General features: G+C 64.7%; 14 protein-coding genes. 1 reads left to right on the forward strand and 13 read right to left on the reverse strand.

The window, feature by feature from the left end:
* Positions 1–174: 174 nt before the first annotated feature.
* The 5 genes from ABD907_RS14925 to ABD907_RS14945 all read right to left on the reverse strand — a co-directional run bounded on the left by ABD907_RS14925 (position 175) and on the right by ABD907_RS14945 (position 5316).
* Positions 175–1059, reverse strand: a complete 885-nt coding sequence (locus tag ABD907_RS14925; protein ID WP_345217062.1) for a carbohydrate ABC transporter permease — start codon at positions 1057–1059, stop codon at positions 175–177.
* Entirely contained in the window at positions 1056–1898 is an 843-nt protein-coding gene (locus tag ABD907_RS14930; RefSeq protein ID WP_425555780.1) for a carbohydrate ABC transporter permease, read from the reverse strand. The genes ABD907_RS14925 and ABD907_RS14930 overlap by 4 nt, the downstream gene beginning before the upstream one ends.
* A 135-nt stretch (positions 1899–2033) precedes the next feature.
* Positions 2034–3296: an ABC transporter substrate-binding protein gene (locus ABD907_RS14935; RefSeq protein WP_345217064.1), complete on the reverse strand. Its 1263-nt coding sequence runs from the start codon at positions 3294–3296 to the stop codon at positions 2034–2036.
* Positions 3297–3358: 62 nt separating this feature from the next.
* A complete protein-coding gene (locus tag ABD907_RS14940) occupies positions 3359–4231 on the reverse strand; it encodes a hypothetical protein (protein WP_345217065.1) in 873 nt (290 codons plus the stop codon).
* Positions 4228–5316: a Gfo/Idh/MocA family protein gene (locus tag ABD907_RS14945; protein ID WP_345217066.1), complete on the reverse strand. Its 1089-nt coding sequence runs from the start codon at positions 5314–5316 to the stop codon at positions 4228–4230. Before ABD907_RS14945 ends, ABD907_RS14940 begins: the two co-directional genes overlap by 4 nt.
* A gap of 161 nt (positions 5317–5477) precedes the next feature.
* Between ABD907_RS14945 and ABD907_RS14950 the strand changes: the two genes are divergently transcribed.
* The gene (locus tag ABD907_RS14950; RefSeq protein ID WP_345217067.1) at positions 5478–6134 is read left to right on the forward strand and encodes a TetR/AcrR family transcriptional regulator; all 657 of its coding nucleotides are present in this window, start codon (positions 5478–5480) and stop codon (positions 6132–6134) included.
* 1208 nt (positions 6135–7342) lie between these two features.
* Here ABD907_RS14950 and ABD907_RS14955 read toward each other — a convergent pair.
* From ABD907_RS14955 to ABD907_RS14990, 8 genes are all read right to left on the reverse strand, one after another.
* Positions 7343–8637, reverse strand: a protein-coding gene (locus ABD907_RS14955) for an IS3 family transposase (protein ID WP_345217068.1) whose coding sequence is annotated in 2 segments (ribosomal slippage) — positions 7343–8325 and positions 8325–8637 — 1296 coding nt in all. Because the reading frame shifts where the segments join, the coding sequence is not laid out codon by codon here.
* 296 nt (positions 8638–8933) lie between these two features.
* Complete coding sequence (locus tag ABD907_RS14960) at positions 8934–10775, reverse strand: glycoside hydrolase family 3 protein (RefSeq protein WP_345217069.1); 1842 nt, start codon at positions 10773–10775, stop codon at positions 8934–8936.
* A gap of 47 nt (positions 10776–10822) precedes the next feature.
* The gene (locus tag ABD907_RS14965; protein ID WP_345217070.1) at positions 10823–11641 is read right to left on the reverse strand and encodes a hypothetical protein; all 819 of its coding nucleotides are present in this window, start codon (positions 11639–11641) and stop codon (positions 10823–10825) included.
* Positions 11638–12663, reverse strand: a complete 1026-nt coding sequence (locus tag ABD907_RS14970; RefSeq protein ID WP_345217294.1) for a Gfo/Idh/MocA family protein — start codon at positions 12661–12663, stop codon at positions 11638–11640. Before ABD907_RS14970 ends, ABD907_RS14965 begins: the two co-directional genes overlap by 4 nt.
* Positions 12664–12665: 2 nt before the next feature.
* Positions 12666–13709 carry a Gfo/Idh/MocA family protein gene (locus ABD907_RS14975; protein WP_345217071.1) on the reverse strand — a complete coding sequence of 348 codons (1044 nt, stop codon included), beginning with the start codon at positions 13707–13709 and terminating at the stop codon, positions 12666–12668.
* Between the two features lie 66 nt (positions 13710–13775).
* The gene (locus ABD907_RS14980) at positions 13776–14633 is read right to left on the reverse strand and encodes a carbohydrate ABC transporter permease (protein WP_486334105.1); all 858 of its coding nucleotides are present in this window, start codon (positions 14631–14633) and stop codon (positions 13776–13778) included.
* Positions 14630–15601 (reverse strand): carbohydrate ABC transporter permease, encoded by a 972-nt coding sequence (locus tag ABD907_RS14985; protein ID WP_345217073.1) that lies wholly within the window; start codon positions 15599–15601, stop codon positions 14630–14632. The genes ABD907_RS14980 and ABD907_RS14985 overlap by 4 nt, the downstream gene beginning before the upstream one ends.
* Entirely contained in the window at positions 15598–16917 is a 1320-nt protein-coding gene (locus tag ABD907_RS14990) for an ABC transporter substrate-binding protein (RefSeq protein WP_345217074.1), read from the reverse strand. The genes ABD907_RS14985 and ABD907_RS14990 overlap by 4 nt, the downstream gene beginning before the upstream one ends.
* Positions 16918–17054 lie beyond the last annotated feature (137 nt).

Consider the following 17054-nt stretch of genomic DNA (forward strand, 5'->3'; position numbering starts at 1 on the left):
CACCCTCAAATTCACCTGCTGCGAGCGCTTCGCTCTAAGGCGCTTGAAGATCGTCTGAGGAGTTACCCGCCCGCTGAGTCTTAGGTGCCGTGGTGAGCCAACCGCGGAGTTCTGTCGGAAATTGGGCTCAGTCCAGGCAGCGGGCATCACGCCGACCCACTGGTCGGCCGGGTTCTACTGGCCGGCTAGGGATCCGCCGATCCCGCCGATGCTGAAGTACTTGTTCAGCACGGAGAAGAGCAGCACGGGGGGCAGCATCATCACTACTGCGATTGCCATCACGAGGCCCCAGTTGGTTGCGTTCTGCTGGAAGAATGATTGCAGGCCGACGGGCAGCGTGTAGACGAAGTCGGAGCGCAGGAACACCAGGGCGACGAGGTAGTCGTTCCAGGAGAGCAGGAAGGAGAAGATCGCGGTCGAGAGCACGCCGGGCGGGGAGTTGCGGAGCACGATGCGGACGAAGCCGCCGAATACGGTGCATCCGTCTAGCCAAGCGGCTTCCTCGAGGTTGATGGGGATCGAGTCGTAGTAGGCCGCCATCATCCAGATCGCCACGGACATCGTCATACCGACGTAAACGATCGTGACGCCACTCAAGGTATCGACTAGCCCGAGCTCGGCGAACAGGATAAACAGCGGGATCACGGCAGTCACCAGAGGCAGTGACTGAACGATGAACAGCGCCAGCGAGAAGCCGGACACGAGCTTACCCCGGCCGCGGGAGAGCACATAGCCGGCCGGTGCGGCGACGACTAGGGCGATCGCCACGGTGACCGCGCTGACCATGAGGCTGTTCTCCAACCAGAGCCGCACGTCGGTCTCGCGGAAGATCGTGACGAAGTTCTCCAGTGTGACCGCTGACGTGGTGGTGCTGCCCAGCGACGGCCGCAGGGACAGCACGACGACGGCGCCGATCGGGATCAGAGCGAGCGCGGTGATGGCAGCCATCACCGCGAAACGCCACCATCGGCCGCGCATCTCCTTCTGGCTCAGATTCGGGCGTCGGCGGCTCGGGGCCGCCGTTCCCACTGTCGTGGTGCGCAGGTCTGTGTTGGTCATGTGACGTTTACCTTCCTGATGCGCCGGAAGAGGACGACCGAGACCACGATTAGGACCGCCGTCATGAGGAAGGCGATCGAGACGCCCGTTCCTGTGTCGAACTCCTGGAACACGGTGCGGTAGGCGAGCACGACCAAGGTGCTGGTGGCGTTCACCGGCCCACCACCGGTCAGGAGAAAGATGGTCGGAAAGTCGTTCACGCAGAAGATCGTCATCAAGATCCAGCTGATGTACGTCGACTTCGAGATGAGCGGCAACGTGATCTGCGTGAACTCGCGCCAGCGGCTCGCACCGTCGACCTTTGCCGCTTCGTAGACGTTGTTGTCCACCGCTGCCAACGCTGCGGACATCATCATCATCATGAACGGGAAACTGATCCAGACCTTGAACACGCAGACCGTGACCTGCGCCAACGTCGGGTCGGCCAGGAAGTTGATGTTCCCGAGCCCGATCGCCTGCGTCATCACCGGGATCGGGCTCTGCGGCGTCGCCACGAGCCAGTTCCACGCCGTGGCCGAGACGACGATCGGCACGACCCACGGGAGGAGGAGCAGTACCTTGAACAGGGTTCCCCCGGGGATGTGCGTGCGCAGCAACATCGCAAGGGCGAGCCCGATGACCCAGCTACCGAAGACGCCCACGAGCGTGAAGACCAGCGTAAACCCGGCGCTGTTCCAGAAGCCCGGGTCGGACAGCACCTCGCGGTAGTTGGCCGGACCGACGAAGTCACCGGTATCGATCAAGGTGCCGTCGCGCAGGCTCTGCATGGCTGCATAGATCAACGGATAGAGGTTGATCAGGAGGAGCAGGAGGGCTGCAGGTGCGGCGAACACCAGCAGTGTCCGGCCACCCGGACCGACTTGTCGCGGAGTCGGCGGTCGGCCGGGGCGACCTTGCCCCGAGACGGCGATTCCCTGTCGGGCTCGGTCCAGCCCCTCTCTCAGCGACCGTGTCGACATATTCGATTCCCCGATCTAGGAGTTGCTGATGGTGGCTTCGACCTCACGCTGAAGCCGCGCGAGCGCAGCCCGGGCGTCGGTTTGACCGCTCAGGATCGATTGGGTGAAGTTGGTCATCACGGGCGTGGCGTCAACGGCCGTGACGCCAAAGAACAATGCGTCACCGCCCGGGGCAGCCCAGGTTCGAGCCACAGGCTGCCATTCTTCGATGATCTTGGTGTTGTTCTTGTCGGCTTGGAACTCGTTCGTTTGGGTGATCGACTTTAGCGGCGGCAGCCCAATACCTGTGTTTTCGGTCCACAGTGGCGCCATGTTTTGGAAGTAGTACGTCATGAATGCCTCCGAGGCCTGCTGGCTCGGGGTGTCCCTATACATCATGATGTTGTTCGGGAAGAACAGCGCTCCCTTGTCTCCCGAGGGGCCCGTCGGCGGGGAAAGGACTTCGAGCTCGTCCTTGATCGCCCCGCCGGCGTTGTTTGCGAGACCGCCGGTGTCGTAGCCCATCCCGAAGGTCCGCTGCTTCCACTGGGTGAGGACGTTGTCGCTGGTGTAGGTCGGGCTCCTAGGATCGGCATACCCCTTGTGAACCATCTCGAGGACGAATTCCATCGCCTCGATGTTCTGCGGGGTCACGCACGCCGGTTCTTGGTTCGCGTCGAAGAGTCCGCCACCGTTGTTGATCATCCATGACGTCAACGCGTGGCTTCCGGTGAAGGAACCAGCGCCGGAACCGGTGCCGTAGCCGTATACGCCGATCTTCTTCAGCGCCGCGCACGCGTCGAGATAGGATTGCCAGTCGGTCGGCGGTTCGGCGCCGGCCTTTTCCATGAGCGTGCGGTTGTACCAGATGACGCGCATGTCGAGGTTGTAGGGCACGGCCGCATAGCCGTTGGCCACCCTCATCGTCTCTAGCAGGCCCGGCAGGAAATCGTCGTACAGGCCGTTCGACTTCCAGCTGTCGATCAGATTATCGGCGTAGGCGATGGCACCTTGGGTCTCGAACTGGAACGCGAGGGTGCTGCCTCCCGAGCTGACGGCCGGCCCGGTGCGTGAAGCGACTGCCGAGGTGAAGGTCTGGATGAAGTTGGCCCATTGGATCACTTGATAGCTGGATGGCGGTGTTCCCGGTTCGGGTTCGTAACCGAGCGTGATCGCACGGTCCACCTCGGAGAAGTTCGTCTGGCCCCAGGGCATGTTCCAGAACTTGAGGCGAGTGTCCGAGCCGGAGAATCCCCATCGGGCGCAGCTGGAAAGCCCCAGAGCCGCGACTGTTGCCATCCCGGCTCGCAGAACCGTCCGCCTGCTCATGGTGCCCGGCCTCGGGTAGAGCGATCTCGGCATTACATGGCCCCCGTTCCGTGATCGATTCGTAGTGGACCTGACGACACGGGCTCTTGCTCCACGGCTATCAGCAGCAGTCGTGCGTAATCGACAAAACGTGGGAGGTCGTCGGGTGCTGCTGTGCTGTCGATGACCGCGGCCGCCAGTCGCTTCATCGCGACGCGGTGTGCCGATTCGTGGCCGATCGGCAGCATGGTTTGGCCGCTCGGGTCCGTCACCTTTGCAATGGGCGACGCAGCGGTGGCCGGATCCGGGAGCAGCAGCTGTGCCCGGCCGTCGCTGCCCGAGATGGACAGCGAGGCGCACCGGGGTCTGGCGTGAGTGGTGACGATCGTGATCATGGCGATCGTCTCGTCGGTTAGCCGACCGCTCAGGACCAAGTGACGCTCATCGCGGCGCAGCACCGCCAGGTCGATGAGCCCACCGGCAGTTGCCGTGACGAGATCGAGCAGCCCCACGGAGGCCCGGAGGAGGTCCGTACCGGGCACGGCCGTCGACCGAACCTCGAGGACGGCGTCAGGTCTGCGGTACCGGGCGACGCCGTCGCGAATCGCGTCCACCGCCGGGCTGTGACGCCAGCCCGCGTCAATCACGACCGGGCAGGTGACGGACGCGACTTCACGCAGGGACACGGCATCGAGCGGCCACGGGTCGGCGAGTAGGATCGCGCGGGCCCCTGAGGCTGCGGCTGCCATCATCCGGCCCGCCCACCGCGGGCCACCGACGGCGACGACATCCTTGGGTTCTGTGACTGCGGCGTCGTCGGCGGGACGGAACGTCATCGGCAACGATCCGATCACCGTGTTCAGCCGGTCACGGTCGCGTTTGTCGTCGAGCTCGTTCAGGCTCAATGTCAGCGGCATTGTGATCACGCCCTCACCTCTGTGGGTGCCGGCTGCGTCGCCAGCAGGTTTGTGGCCTGGTCAGCGAGCTCGATTGCGAAGGCGAGGTCCGCGACCAACGTGTCGAGTGCCGGTGCCGTGCCCCGACCGTCGAGGAGGTCACCGATCGAGCGCCACAGGCGCATGTATCCGTTGTCGGTGGTCGGCCCCATGCGGGTGCTGGTGAACCCGGTCTCCGGCGAGGGCGCGGTCAGGTCGGCGACGGCGGATCCGGCGTGGACGTAGGAGGGGCCGAAGTCGGCGAGGAGCGCGTTGTCGTCGCCGATCGCCTCGAGCTGCCAGTCGGGGAACCAGTTTCGTGACGAACCGCCGAAAACCTCGAGCAGGTGGCCCCCCACATCGGCCAAGATGAGGTAGCCGCCGGGGGCGGGTTCCCTGACCGCGATTACGCGGAGTGGTGCGTCGGGCAACAGCTGCCGGGCCAGTGGGAGGTCGTGGATCGCCAGGCCGAGCACACCGCCGCGCAGGCGGGCGATGCGATCGTCCAGTGACGGCCGGGAGGGCGCAGGTGAAGCAACGCTCGGGCCCGCCGGCCGGCCGGTGACCTCCGTTGCGAGGTCCTCCGTCACGGGGTTGGGTGGGATATGGGTGGCGATGCGGACCGTGTGTGCACTCGCGCCGGACTCGGCCCAGCGTCGGCTCACGGTCTGCCATACCGGGTCGAAGCTGTGCATGGTACCGACGATGACCGGTACTCCGGTCTCGCGTGAGACCCGGGCAATGTTCTCGGCCTCCCCCACGGACATGGCGAGCGGCTTTTCACACAGCACCGCTCCGACCCGAGCGCGGCACGAGGCGATCACCTGCTCGGCGTGGACCGGGTTGGGCGAGCAGATCACGACGACGTCGGGCACGTCATCGGTGAGCATGTCTGACAGCGACGAGACCGCCGTTGCGCCGACCCGACGAGCAACATCGGCGGCGAGCGCCTCATTAACGTCAGTGACCGCGGTGACCCGAAATGTGTCCTGGAACCGTGCCAACGTCGGCAGGTGGATGGCCTGGGTTGCGGCTCCTGCGCCGACGACACCGACGCGGGCAATTCGAGATGGCATGTTGTCCCTTCGACGACCTCGTTGTCCGTCCGGTGAACCGCGGTTCCTGCGAATAGTTTTGTCCGCGATACCTTTGGTTGTTGAGCGTAGCTCGGCGGCCAGCATGGGTCAAGGCAGCGGGGCAGACTGTCCGTGACCCCAGCCAGAGCAGAGGAGACTCAGTGACCGACTACCAAACCACGACCGTTCGAGGCACCCGGGGCCCCTACCGCAGCGGCATACGACGTCGGGCACAGATCATCGAGAAGGCCGTCGAGGTGTTCAGCTCATTCGGCTACCGCGCTAGCACCATCCGCGAGATCGCCGACCGCGTCGGCATCACCCCGGCCGCGGTCATGAAGCATTTTGGCGGCAAGGAACAACTCCTCCTCGAGGTGCTCCGAGTCTGGGACGAGGCCCAGGTCGAGTCGCCGCGCACGCACACCGGCCTCGACGCGATACGCGGCTTGCGCGACCGGATGATCTGGCACACCGAGCACCCAGGACTCCTGGAGCTCTACCTGACCCTAGCCACTGAAGCGACCGACCCGTCCCATCCGGCACATGACTACATGACGTTGCGGTACGCCGGCACCCAACGCCGTTTCGAACAGTGGCTGCGTGAGGCGATGGAGTCCGGTGAGGTCGAAGCGATGGACGCGGCCACGTTGCGCTACGAGGCACACACGCTCCTCGCAGTCCTCGACGGAATCGAGATCCAGTGGTTTCTCACCCCGGGCATCGACCTGGTCGATCACATCACTCGTTACCTCGAATCGTCGATCGCACGCTGGCAGGCGACACCCCCACCTGGGAGCAGCACGCACCAAAGCACTTAGCAGCTTCACGCGATCGCAGTTGGCCGGCAAGGATCTGAGCCATGGCACCGCTTCCGAGCGAGAACGTCGGCTCGTAACCTCTGAGCCAGTCCCCGACGAAGCCAGCAAGCGCCCCACTCCTTCAGGATCAGGCGTCGGATGCCAATAGGTCCCCGCGACGGAGGCAGTCCTGAGGCGGAACAACCCTCACCGCCGGTGGCAAGGCCCGTGGGTCAAACCACCCAATAGCACATCAAGGTGTCTGACCGACGACCTACGCTCACACGCCGTGACAACCGTCTATGCCCGGCTCGAACCCCATCCCAGACGCCTCGAGCTCGAATACGCAGCAGGAGCCGCCGCTCGAGGTCGAGGCATCACTTCGAGCGCAAGCGCCTGTCACCAGGGGCGCGAGGAGCTCTACGCCCAGGTCCCCGACGGATGGCGCATCATCCACCTCATCGTCGATCGCTGATAGACGATCTAGGGCCGTGGTGTAGTCCAGTAATCGTTAGCGCGCCGCCAATCGATCTCGTTCACGTCGGTATAGGCGACGCCATTGAAGGTGTACTTTTCGGTGCGCGTTCCCCGAGCGGCAAGCCATTGTGCCAGCGGCACCTGCCGCGGATCATCTTTCGTGTGACGATGGCTAACACTGCACCCGGTTGTCCGGTGTCAGTGGCTCGCGGTGGTCTGGAGGCATGAAGGGGACAGGGACCATCTCCCCGGGCCGAGCGGCCACCACGCCGACGCGACCGGACCAGACGGTGACGGCAGCGCCAATGAACCCGACGCTGGGTCAGGCGCGATTCGCGGTCCCCTCCGGAGACCCCACCGTCGTCATCTCCTCGCCTCCCGGCGCAGGAAAGACCCACCTGATCACTCACCTTGCCCACCAACTGACCACGCGGCTGAACATGCGCGTGGCCATCGCCGGGCAGACCCGCGCGCAGGCCCTGGACGTCGGCAACCACACAGCCCAGACCGGAGCCGTCACTCACCTAGTCACCTCCGACGGCAAACCACCCTCCGGTGCCCACCCGGATCTGCGCATCACCACGAATCGTCGGCTGACCAGCCGCGACGGCGCGTCGTCACCATCACCGCCCGGTGGCAGTGGATCGACCCGACGACCTATCACGCCGACGTCCTGCTCGTCGACGAGGCCTACCAACTCACCTACGCCGACCTCGGCAGCTGAAGCGCCCTGGGTTTGATGGAGGCTCATCTCATTGGGTTTCCATCAGGACTTCGGGGTCTTGGCGGGCAGCGTAGTGGGCCTGGTCGTACTCGGCTGGTGGTAGTTCGTCGAGGTAGCCGTGGAGCCGGGCGGTGTTGTGCCAGTGGACCCAGGAGAGGGTGGCTAGCTCGACGTCCTCGACCGACTTCCAGGGGCCCTGCTCGGCTCGGGCTGGGCCGCGGATGAGTTCGGCCTTGTAGTAGCCGTTGACGGTCTCGGCCAGGGCGTTGTCGTAGGAGTCCCCGACGCTGCCGATCGAAGGCGTGGCGCCGATCTCGGCGAGCCGCTCGCCGTATCGCAGGGACGTGAACTGACTTCCGGCATCGCTGTGACACCGCAGTCCGGGGAGGTTGGTTCCGCGTCGCCAACGGGCCATCTCGATGGCGTCCAGGACCATCTGAGTGCGCATGTTCGACGCGACCCGCCAGCCGACGATCATCCGCGAGTAGGCGTCGATGATGAAGCACACGTACGCGATCCCGGCCCAGGTGGGCACGTAGGTCAGGTCGGTGACCCACAGCAGGTTCGGCGCCTCGGCGGTGAACTTCCGCTCGACTAGATCGCGATGGCGCGCGCCGGCCTCCGCGCGGCGGGTGGTGCGCACCTTCTTCATCCGCCTCACCCCGGCGATGCCCTCGGCGCGCATGAGCCGGGCGACCTGGTCACGCCCGACGCCCATCCCCGCCCGGCGGGCGGCTTTCCAGAGCTTGCGGGCTCCATAGACCCGGTAGTTGGCCTCCCACAACTGACGCAACCGTGGCCTGAGCTCCTCATCACGCACGGCCCTGGACGAGGGCGGCCGGGTCTTGGCGGCGTAATAGGTACTCGGGGCGATCTTGATCCCGTACTCACTCAGCACGCGGCAGATCGGCTCGACCCCGAGCCGGCGCCCTTCGACGACTTCGTCGCGGTTGGCGTCGATGAACGCGGTGATCACTTGTGTTGGCGGTCGAGCTCCGCCCCGAAGAAACTCGCAGCTCGCTTCAGGATCTCGTTCACCCGCCACAGCTCGCGGACCTCCTGCTCGAGCTGTTTCTCGCGCTCGGACTTCTCCGCCCTCACCGGCGGGGCTGGGCCCTCGATACCCTCGGCGGCATCAGCCCGGCGCACCCAGATCCGCACCGACTCGGTCCCATAGCCCAGCTGCTCGGCGACCCGGCTGATCGTTCCCTGACTCGTGCCCAGCTCGGCGCGCAGCGACCGGACCATCCGCACCGCAGCAGCCTTCTCCTCTTCGCTGTAGCGACGCGTCGACGGCTTCCCAGCGATCCCTTCTCGTGGCATGACTCCATCCTCGTTCCCAAACTCACGAGTCTCCACCAACCCCAGGACGATTCAGGAGTCACGCCCGAGCAGAAGGACCAGCACCAACCCTGCCAGCCAGCCCCAGGCCAGCCACGAAGAGACTTACAGGCGGTTCAGACCGCACGAGCCGCTTAACCGATGTCGACGAAACGGGGGTCAACCCCACCCCAAGATGAGGACGTTGGGGGAGTGTGTGTTCGGGTTGGCTCGGCTACGGCACGCATTCCTTCCCAGGGGCCGGGATCCCGCCCTTGGTCTTCCGACGTCGCCACCCATCATGGGTACTCAAACATTCCGGCATCCAGTGTCAACGAGGTGAGACCGTGTCCCGCAATGAATGTCGGGTCGGCGCTATCACCGGCTACGTCTGGCTCGCTGCGTTCGATGGCCTGCATCGACGACGGGATATCGAACGGCAGCTTCCCTTCGGGCCTTGCGCGTCCGAAAGCGACATCGAGAAGGGCACGGTCGGAGCTACCGAACGTAGCCGTCACCGCCGCTCCGAGGTCTAGAAGCGGCCCGACGACCGCAGGTCGATCAAGAAACACGTCCACGAGCGTGGGAGTCGTGGAAGCGACTGTGCGGATCTCCTCGACCTGGTCGTCGGGGAATTCGAGACTGCCAGCGCGGAACTTCGACTCGAGGAAGAGGTCGTCGCGTTCTTCGTACGGCGCCATGATCCTGATTACGGCAAGGTCGGCATCCTCGGGTCGTTCAACGACCTCGGCGTAGTCGGCAGCGGTGAGTCGATCGATACCTCGGACGTAGATCCGTGCCGGCCCGGACGGCGCTCCTCCACGCAGGACCGTGACGGCGCGTCTTTGTGCGGCCTCGCCGAGCGCCACGAAGTCGTCGTTGCCGACCAGTTCCGCTGCCGTCTCCTCGGAGACGAAGGGATGGTCGAAGAGTCCGAGCTCGAACTTCACTCTGAGCAGGCGGCGGACGGACTCGTCGATCCGGGGCTCAGGAACCCTTCCAATCGTGACCAGCTCGACTATCAGTTCGGGCGCATCCTCACCGCCCAGTTGGTCCACGCCAGCGTGAAGGATTTTCTCGACACGTGCGAGCGCGTCGAAATGTTCGACTCCCCACGCCCGGGCCGGCAACCTGAGCGGGGCGCCACCACCTTCCCGTGGAACCACGGTCTCGGACACAAGGCCCCAGTCCGTGCACACCACACCGTCGAAGCCGAGCTCCTCCCTCAGGATCCCGGTGATGGCCTGTCGATTGAACCCGAAGCCCACCTCTTCGATCGGCTCACCCTTGCGGACCAAGCCGACGGGCACTCCGTAATAGGGCATAACCGCTGCGGTGCCCGCGCTGACGGCCGCACGGAACGGTCGGAGGTGCTCTTCGAACCGGTTGCCCGGGTAAACCTGCTCTCGCCCGTACGGGAAGTGTGGGTCCTCACCATCGCGCTGGGGCCCGCCGCCGGGGAAGTGTTTGGTCATGGCGGCGACGCTGGAGGGTCCTAGCCGTTCCCCCTGGATTCCCTGCAGGTAAGCGACGACGAACTCGCTGGCGAGTACGGGGTCTTGTCCGAACGTGCCGAGCTGTCTCGCCCAGCGCGGTTCTGTCGCCAGGTCGACGGTGGGATGTAACGACGAGGCGATCCCGACGGCCCTGTACTCCTGACGGACGACGTCCGCGTATTGCCTGATGAGGTCGGCGTTCCGGATTGCCGCCAGACCGAGATGCTCAGGCCACCTGGAGAAGTGACCGGCTTCGAAAGACACACCCACGTTCTCAACGAACCCGTGCCGGGGGTCGGACGAAAGCGTGACGGGGATGCCAAGACGCGTTGTGGCAGCGAGCTCCTGGACACGGTTCGCCCATCTCGCAGCCAGCCGCGGTTCGGGTAGTGCGTGCACGTTCATGTGGCTCATGTGCAGGTTGGACACGCGTTCTCCCAGGCTCCGACCGGTGAACCCTGCAGCCCCGGCCGCGATCTCACCGTCCCTTCCGGCCCGGACGCTGTCCTGGACCATCTGTCCAGCCTTCTCCTCGAGCGTCATCCGCCCGAGCAGGTCCTCGACGCGCTCGGCGGTCGGCTTGGACGGGTCCTCGTAGGGGTCCATCGTGCCGTTGTGGTTCAGGTCTCGGAACCGGGTGCGCACCGACTGATCCTCTTCCGATGATTGTCTCGCGGGCCTGGGCGTCGTCGTCATAGGGTCGCGGCTTTCACGGATGCCTGTGCACGAACCTCGTCAACAAAAGTGAGCGCGTCGAGCAGGTCGTCGAGGTCGTCGGTGGCTCCGCCGGCGTCCAGGGCTTTAAGCAATCGTCGGACGGAGGCGCGGTGACCTGACTCGTAGAGGGTCGGAAGGAGTGTTTCACCATCGTCGTCGCTCAGATGCACGAGAGCGGGGCGCGCGGTCTCGCTCGGATACAACGTGGCGCGCAGGTGATTGGTCGCGCTGACCCAGCTCACGCACAGACTCGGCTCGAGGCTGTCGGTAAGGATTACTCTGAGGGACGCCACACCTCGCACACCTGCGAGGCACAGACCACCTGCGACGGCGATCCGGTCTCGCTCCACGATCGCGGAGCTGACCAGCGGCAGAGCGCCGAACGCCGTGCCGAGAAAAAGCGCCGCGTCGAGCAGGCCAGCATATGGGTCGGTATTGAGAGGGGCAGCCACGGTGCATTCGAGGAGCCCCGGGCCGTCGGGCCGCCAACTCCAGAGCGTCTGCACCGCCGGGTCGGACATGTAGTCGTTGTCGATCAGGACAGGTGTGCCACCTGCAGCCATCCGCAACTTCCGGACTTCGTACGGCGGCGTGGGTGACGGGGAGACGATGACCGCGGCTTGCGTTGAGGAAGAGCCCATGGCTGTGGCGGCTCGCCTCGTCCAGCCCCCGGAACCGCCGAGGACAAGGACGTCGGCGTCCTTGTGCGCCCACTCGAGCGATAGCGGCAGGCTCGCGACCACGGTCGAAGCGATCGCCCTAGCCTCGTCGTCGGCCCAGATTCGCGCACTCATCGGACATCCTCCAAAACCTTTGTAGCGACAGCGGCGGACAGATCCACCGTGTACTGGAGGTCCTGAACCATTTCCTGGACCTCTGTGCTGTTCGCAGTTCGACTTCGCGCGTACCTGGCCAAGCGAACCCACTCGCCCTCATAGCCGTTGTGTCGGTCGCGACGCATTCGTTCGGTGCCGTCGGGTGTTGAGACCTCGGCGCCTGCCGAACCGGCGTGGACATACGAGGGCGTAAATCCGACCCGCAGCGACCTACTGGGCGAGATTGCTTCGAGGCTCCAGTCCGGTCGCCAGTTGGCACTCAGTCCGCCGGTTAGGTCTACCAGCGTGTCGCCGGAGCGATAGCGCATGACGTAGGCGAACGGCTCGATACCGCGGGCGAACTCGATTCGGTCCACGTCGGGTGCGAAGCGGCGCACGAGCGGAAGGTCGTGGATCACGAGGTTGAACAGCACGCCGGACAGGAACGCGGCCTCAGCCTCGGGGGTGGAGAGGTCCCGCTTGGGGAACTCGGGTCGTTCGATGACCTCGGTCGCGGCATCCTCGAAGCGGGCGTTAGGGGGGAGCACGATCCGCGAACGCACGGTATGGGGCATGGCGTCCATCCGTTCGAAGCCCCATTGCCACGCTGGGTCGAAGGTGTGCATCGCCCCGACGACGAGCGGAACGCCGGTCTCTCGGACGACCTCGGCGATGCGTGCGGCATCCTGTCCGCTCGTCGCCAAGGGCTTTTCGCAGAGGACGGCGCGGACGCCGGCTCGACATGCGGCCGCCACCTGTTCGGTGTGGAACTGGGGAGGGCTGCAGATGGCGACGACGTCTACGCTCGGATCCGCGAGCAGCTCCTCCAAACTGGCGGAGTGGGCGGCACCGACTCGGTCGGCGACGGCTTTCGCGACCTCCGCGTCGACGTCCATGACGTGGGCTACGTGGAACGAGTCGGTCAGTCTCGCCAATGTCGGTATGTGGATCGCCTGAGTGGCCGGACCGGCTCCCACGAACCCGACACCAAGAGTTTTCATGCTCACTCCGCTGCTCCTTGGTGGACCTGACGGCGGGCGTCGTCCAATGTCTTGAGGATCTGAACCGTCTCGTCATGCGTGTGCAGCGGGGACTCGAGGCGCCCTTCGCTGATGAAGCGGGAAGCTGCGTTCGCCTCCCAGACCAGACCGCTGAAGCCAGCCAGTCCGGTCGGGTCGGTCCAGGTCATGGTCGGACCGAAGAATTCGGGTTCGGCAAGTGTGAGAGTGGTAGGCGCATGGAACGGCAGTGCGCCGCCCATCTCGATGCGCGCGCGGCTACCGGCGATCACAGCCTTGCCAGGTGTGCGCGTACGAATGTTCGCGGTGAGCGCGGCATGACGGTTGCTGGAGAACTCGAGTGCAACGCTGGCATAGGAGTCCACGCCTGTGTCGGTGAGCGATCCGGTGGCGACCACCCGCTCAGGAGCACCGAACAGTTCGGAACTCATCGCGACGGGATAGACCCCCAGGTCAAGGAGCGCCCCGCCTCCGAGGTCCGGGTCCATAATTTGGTGCCCGGGAGGGATGGCCTGCCCTTGATCGGCCAGGAGGACGTCCACGTCGCCCAGCTCGCCGTCCTCTATCAACCGCCGAACGATGGACGCCTGCGGAAGGTAGCGACTCCAGAGCGCCTCCATCGCGAACACTCCGGCCCCGCGGGCCGCTCCCAACAATGCTCGTGCGTCGTCCGCGCAGGTCGCCAGCGGCTTCTCGACAAGGATGTGCTTGCCCGCGCCGATCGCGATTCTTGCCAGGCGGTTGTGCTCGCTCTGCGGTGCCGCGACATAGACAATGTCGACATCGTCGCGATTAACGACCTCATCGACGCTGCCGCTGTGGTGCGGGATGCCCAGCCTCCCCGCAAACTCAGCGGCACGGTCTTCGGCGCGCGACGCGACCGCGACAACGCGTTGGCTCGAGTGCGCATGGAGGGCACGCACAAACTCCGAGGCGATCCATCCGGGACCAATCACTCCCCACCGCAACGGCGGGGACGAGTCCTCACGGAACAGATCGGGTTGCGGGAAGGCTACGGGCAGGGGCATTTGTCTCCTAGTCGAGCACTCTTAGGTCTGTGCAGCTGGTGTGGGCGATGAGGATCGAGTCCCAAATCACTTTCCGGCTAGCGCTCCGCCAATTCCACCGACGCTGAAGTACTTGTTCAGCAGCGCGAAGATGATGACCGGTGGCAGCAGCATCACTACCGCGACGGCCATAACCGCGCCCCAGTCGGTGGAGTTCTGCTGGAAGAAGCTCTGCACACCGACGGGCAGCGTGAAGATGTTGCTGGAGCGTATGAAGACCAGCGCGATCAGGTAGTCGTTCCAGGCGACGAGGAAGGCGAAGATAGCGCTGGAAAGGACGCCGGGCAACGAGTTGCGCAGGACGATTCGAGCGAACGAACCGAACACGGAGCACCCGTCCACCCATGACGCTTCCTCGAGAGAACGCGGAATGGTGTCGATGTAGGCCGCCATCATCCAGGTGGCGACCGCCATAGTGCTGCCCACATAGACGATGGCAAGTCCGAGGAGGTTGTCCACCAGGCCGATCCGTGAGAACAGCATGAACAGCGGGATCACCATGGTGATGACGGGAAGGGACTGAACCACGAACAACAGGAGCGAGTAGGCCGAGACGGCACGGTTGCGGCTTCGGGAGAGGACGTACCCAGCCGGCGCCGCGACGCCGACCGATACAGCGACGGTGGCAAGCGTGACCCCGAGGCTGTTGGTGAGCCACAGCAGTACGTCGGTGCCGGCGAAGACGCGCGTCAGGTTCGAAATCGTGAAGGCTCCCCCGTCGGCAGAGCGGAAGGCGAGGACGAGCACGGCCGCGACTGGAACGAGCGCTAGTGCAGCCACGACCAAGAGGATCGCGAAGCGCAACCACTGGCCTTTGGCCTCATGTGGGCGGTTCGACCGAGGTTTAGGGGGGCGGCGAGGGCTTGCAGTCGTCGTGGTCGTCATGGCGTGTCGACCTTCTTCATCTGGCGAAACAGGAGGACGGAGACGAATACCAGGGTTATCGTCATGAGGAAGGCGATTGCAACACCCTGACCCGTCTGGAAGTCCTGGAATACCGTGCGGTAGGCAAGCACTATGAGTGAGTTGGTCGCGTCGACGGGGCCGCCGCCTGTGAGCAGGTAGATGGTCGGGAAGTCGTTGACGCAGAAGATTGTCATGAGAATCCAGCTGATATAGGTGCTCCGCGCTATCAGCGGAAGCGTCATCCGGGTGAACTGCTGCCACCGCGACGCGCCATCCATCTCTGCCGCTTCATAGACCGTGGTGTCCACGGAGGCGAGTGCGGCAGAACTCATGAGCATCATGAAAGGGAAGCTGATCCACACTTTGAACACGCAGACCGTGATCGCTGCGAGCGTTGGATCCGCAAGGAAGAGGACGCGCCCGAAGCCGAGCGCGTCCGCAAGTTGCGGGATCGGGCTGTCGGGGGTGGCCAGGAGCCAGTTCCACGCAGTCGACGATACGACGATCGGCACAACCCACGGCAGCAGGAGCAGCACCTTGATCAGACCGCGGGCCGGCACTCTGGTGTGTAGTAGAAGCGCTAGCCCGAGGCCGACCGCCCAGCTGCCGAAGACGCCGACAAGTGTGAAGATGATCGTGAATCCTGCGGAGCTCCAGAACCGTTCCGAGGTCAGCACGCTCACATAGTTGTCGAGCCCGACGAGGGAGCCCACAGCGATGAGTGTGCCGTCCCTGACCGACTGGAGCGCCGCATAGACGAGCGGGTACCCATTGATGAGCGCCAAGAGCAGGACCGAGGGCGCCACGAGCAGGACCAATGTCGTGGACCCGCGCTTGGACATCGGCCGAGAGCGGCCGCCAGTTCGCCCGGGACCAGCAACGCCGACACCGGACCTTGCTCGCTTAATCCCGGCGTTGACCCGGGTGACGGTGGAATCGACGCTCATGCCACCGCCTCCTCCAACCCTTGCTGGAGGACGGCGAGGGCGTCACGTGCTTTCGTGTCGCCCTGCAAGACCCGCTGGGTGAACTGCTGCAGGGTCTGACCACCGTCAACAGCGGCCAGACCGGCGAAGGACTGGGTACCACGCGCAGCGTAGGTCTTGGCGATCGGCTGCCACTCATTAACCAGCCGCCTCCGGTTTTCGCTGGAGGAGTACGACGGGTCTTCTGCGATCGAGCGTCGCGCCGGGATGACTCCGAGCGTGCCTTCTTCCCAATACGCTGCCATCGCGTCGAGGTAGTACGTCAGGAACGCCTCTGACGCCTCCTGCGACGGCGTATTCGTATACATCATGAGGTTGTTGACGAACATGACTGCGCCGTGATCACCGTGCGGGCCTGTTAGCGGGCTGGCCACAACAAGATCGTCACCAACGGAGGAGGCTTCGATCTTCAGGTTCGGTGTTGAGAAGCCCATCGCGACGGTACGGGAGGCCCACCGCTCGTTGTTGTTGTCAGTGGTGAAGTTCACGGCGCCACGGCCCACGATGCCCTCTCGGACGAGTTGGAGGACAAACTCGACCGCCTCTATGTTGCGGTCTATGAGGCAGTCCGGGTTGCCTTCCTCGTCGAACAGCCCGCCGCCGTTGTTGATCATGAGCCCGACAAGGATGTGCGAGCCGGTGGTGTTGCCGGCGCCGGCGCCCATCTCGAAACCGACGAGGCCGTGCCTCTTGAGCGTTCGGCCTGCCTCGAGCAAGGAATCCCAGTCGGAGGGGACCTCCGCGCCTGCCTGATCGAGCAGCGCACTGTTGTACCAGAGCGGGCGCAGGTCAACGTGCCAGGGCACAGCAACGAGGCCGTCGGGCGTCTGCAGGGACTCGACGGTCCCAGGCAGGAAGTCGTCAAGGCCGTTCTGCCGCAACTTGTCGAGTAGGTCATCCGCGTACGCGATGGCTCCCTGCTCGGCGAACTGAAACGCCTGGAAGCCTGCCCCACTACTCACTGCTGGTCCGGTGTCGGACGCGATCGCCGACGAAAAGGTCTGGTAGAAGTTGCTCCACTGGATCGTCTGGTATCTCGCACCCGGAAGACCACCATCGGGCTCGTACTCCTCGACAAGCCGCTTGCCGGTCTCGTTGTACTCGGGAGGGCCCCAAGGCATGTCCCAGAAGCTGATCGCACCACCGGTGCCGTCCCCGCCGCCGGAACCAGTCCCCGAGACGTTGCAGGCAGCAAGCGGTAGAGCCGCAGCGGCGGCAGACAGGCCGAGAAACGTACGCCGTGACAGTGCGGATGTGGCTGGGTTCGTAGTTGTCATGAGGTCCTCCGGAGACCACTTGGGTGGTCCGTCTCGTCGTCGAGCGAAGGCCAGGCGTCCGTGACGTCCTGAACTGTGAACGAACGTTTGTGATTGAGCCGCAACCATAAACGAGTGTTAGGTTTTCCCGCAAGGGG

It is taken from the genome of Georgenia halophila (assembly GCF_039541595.1).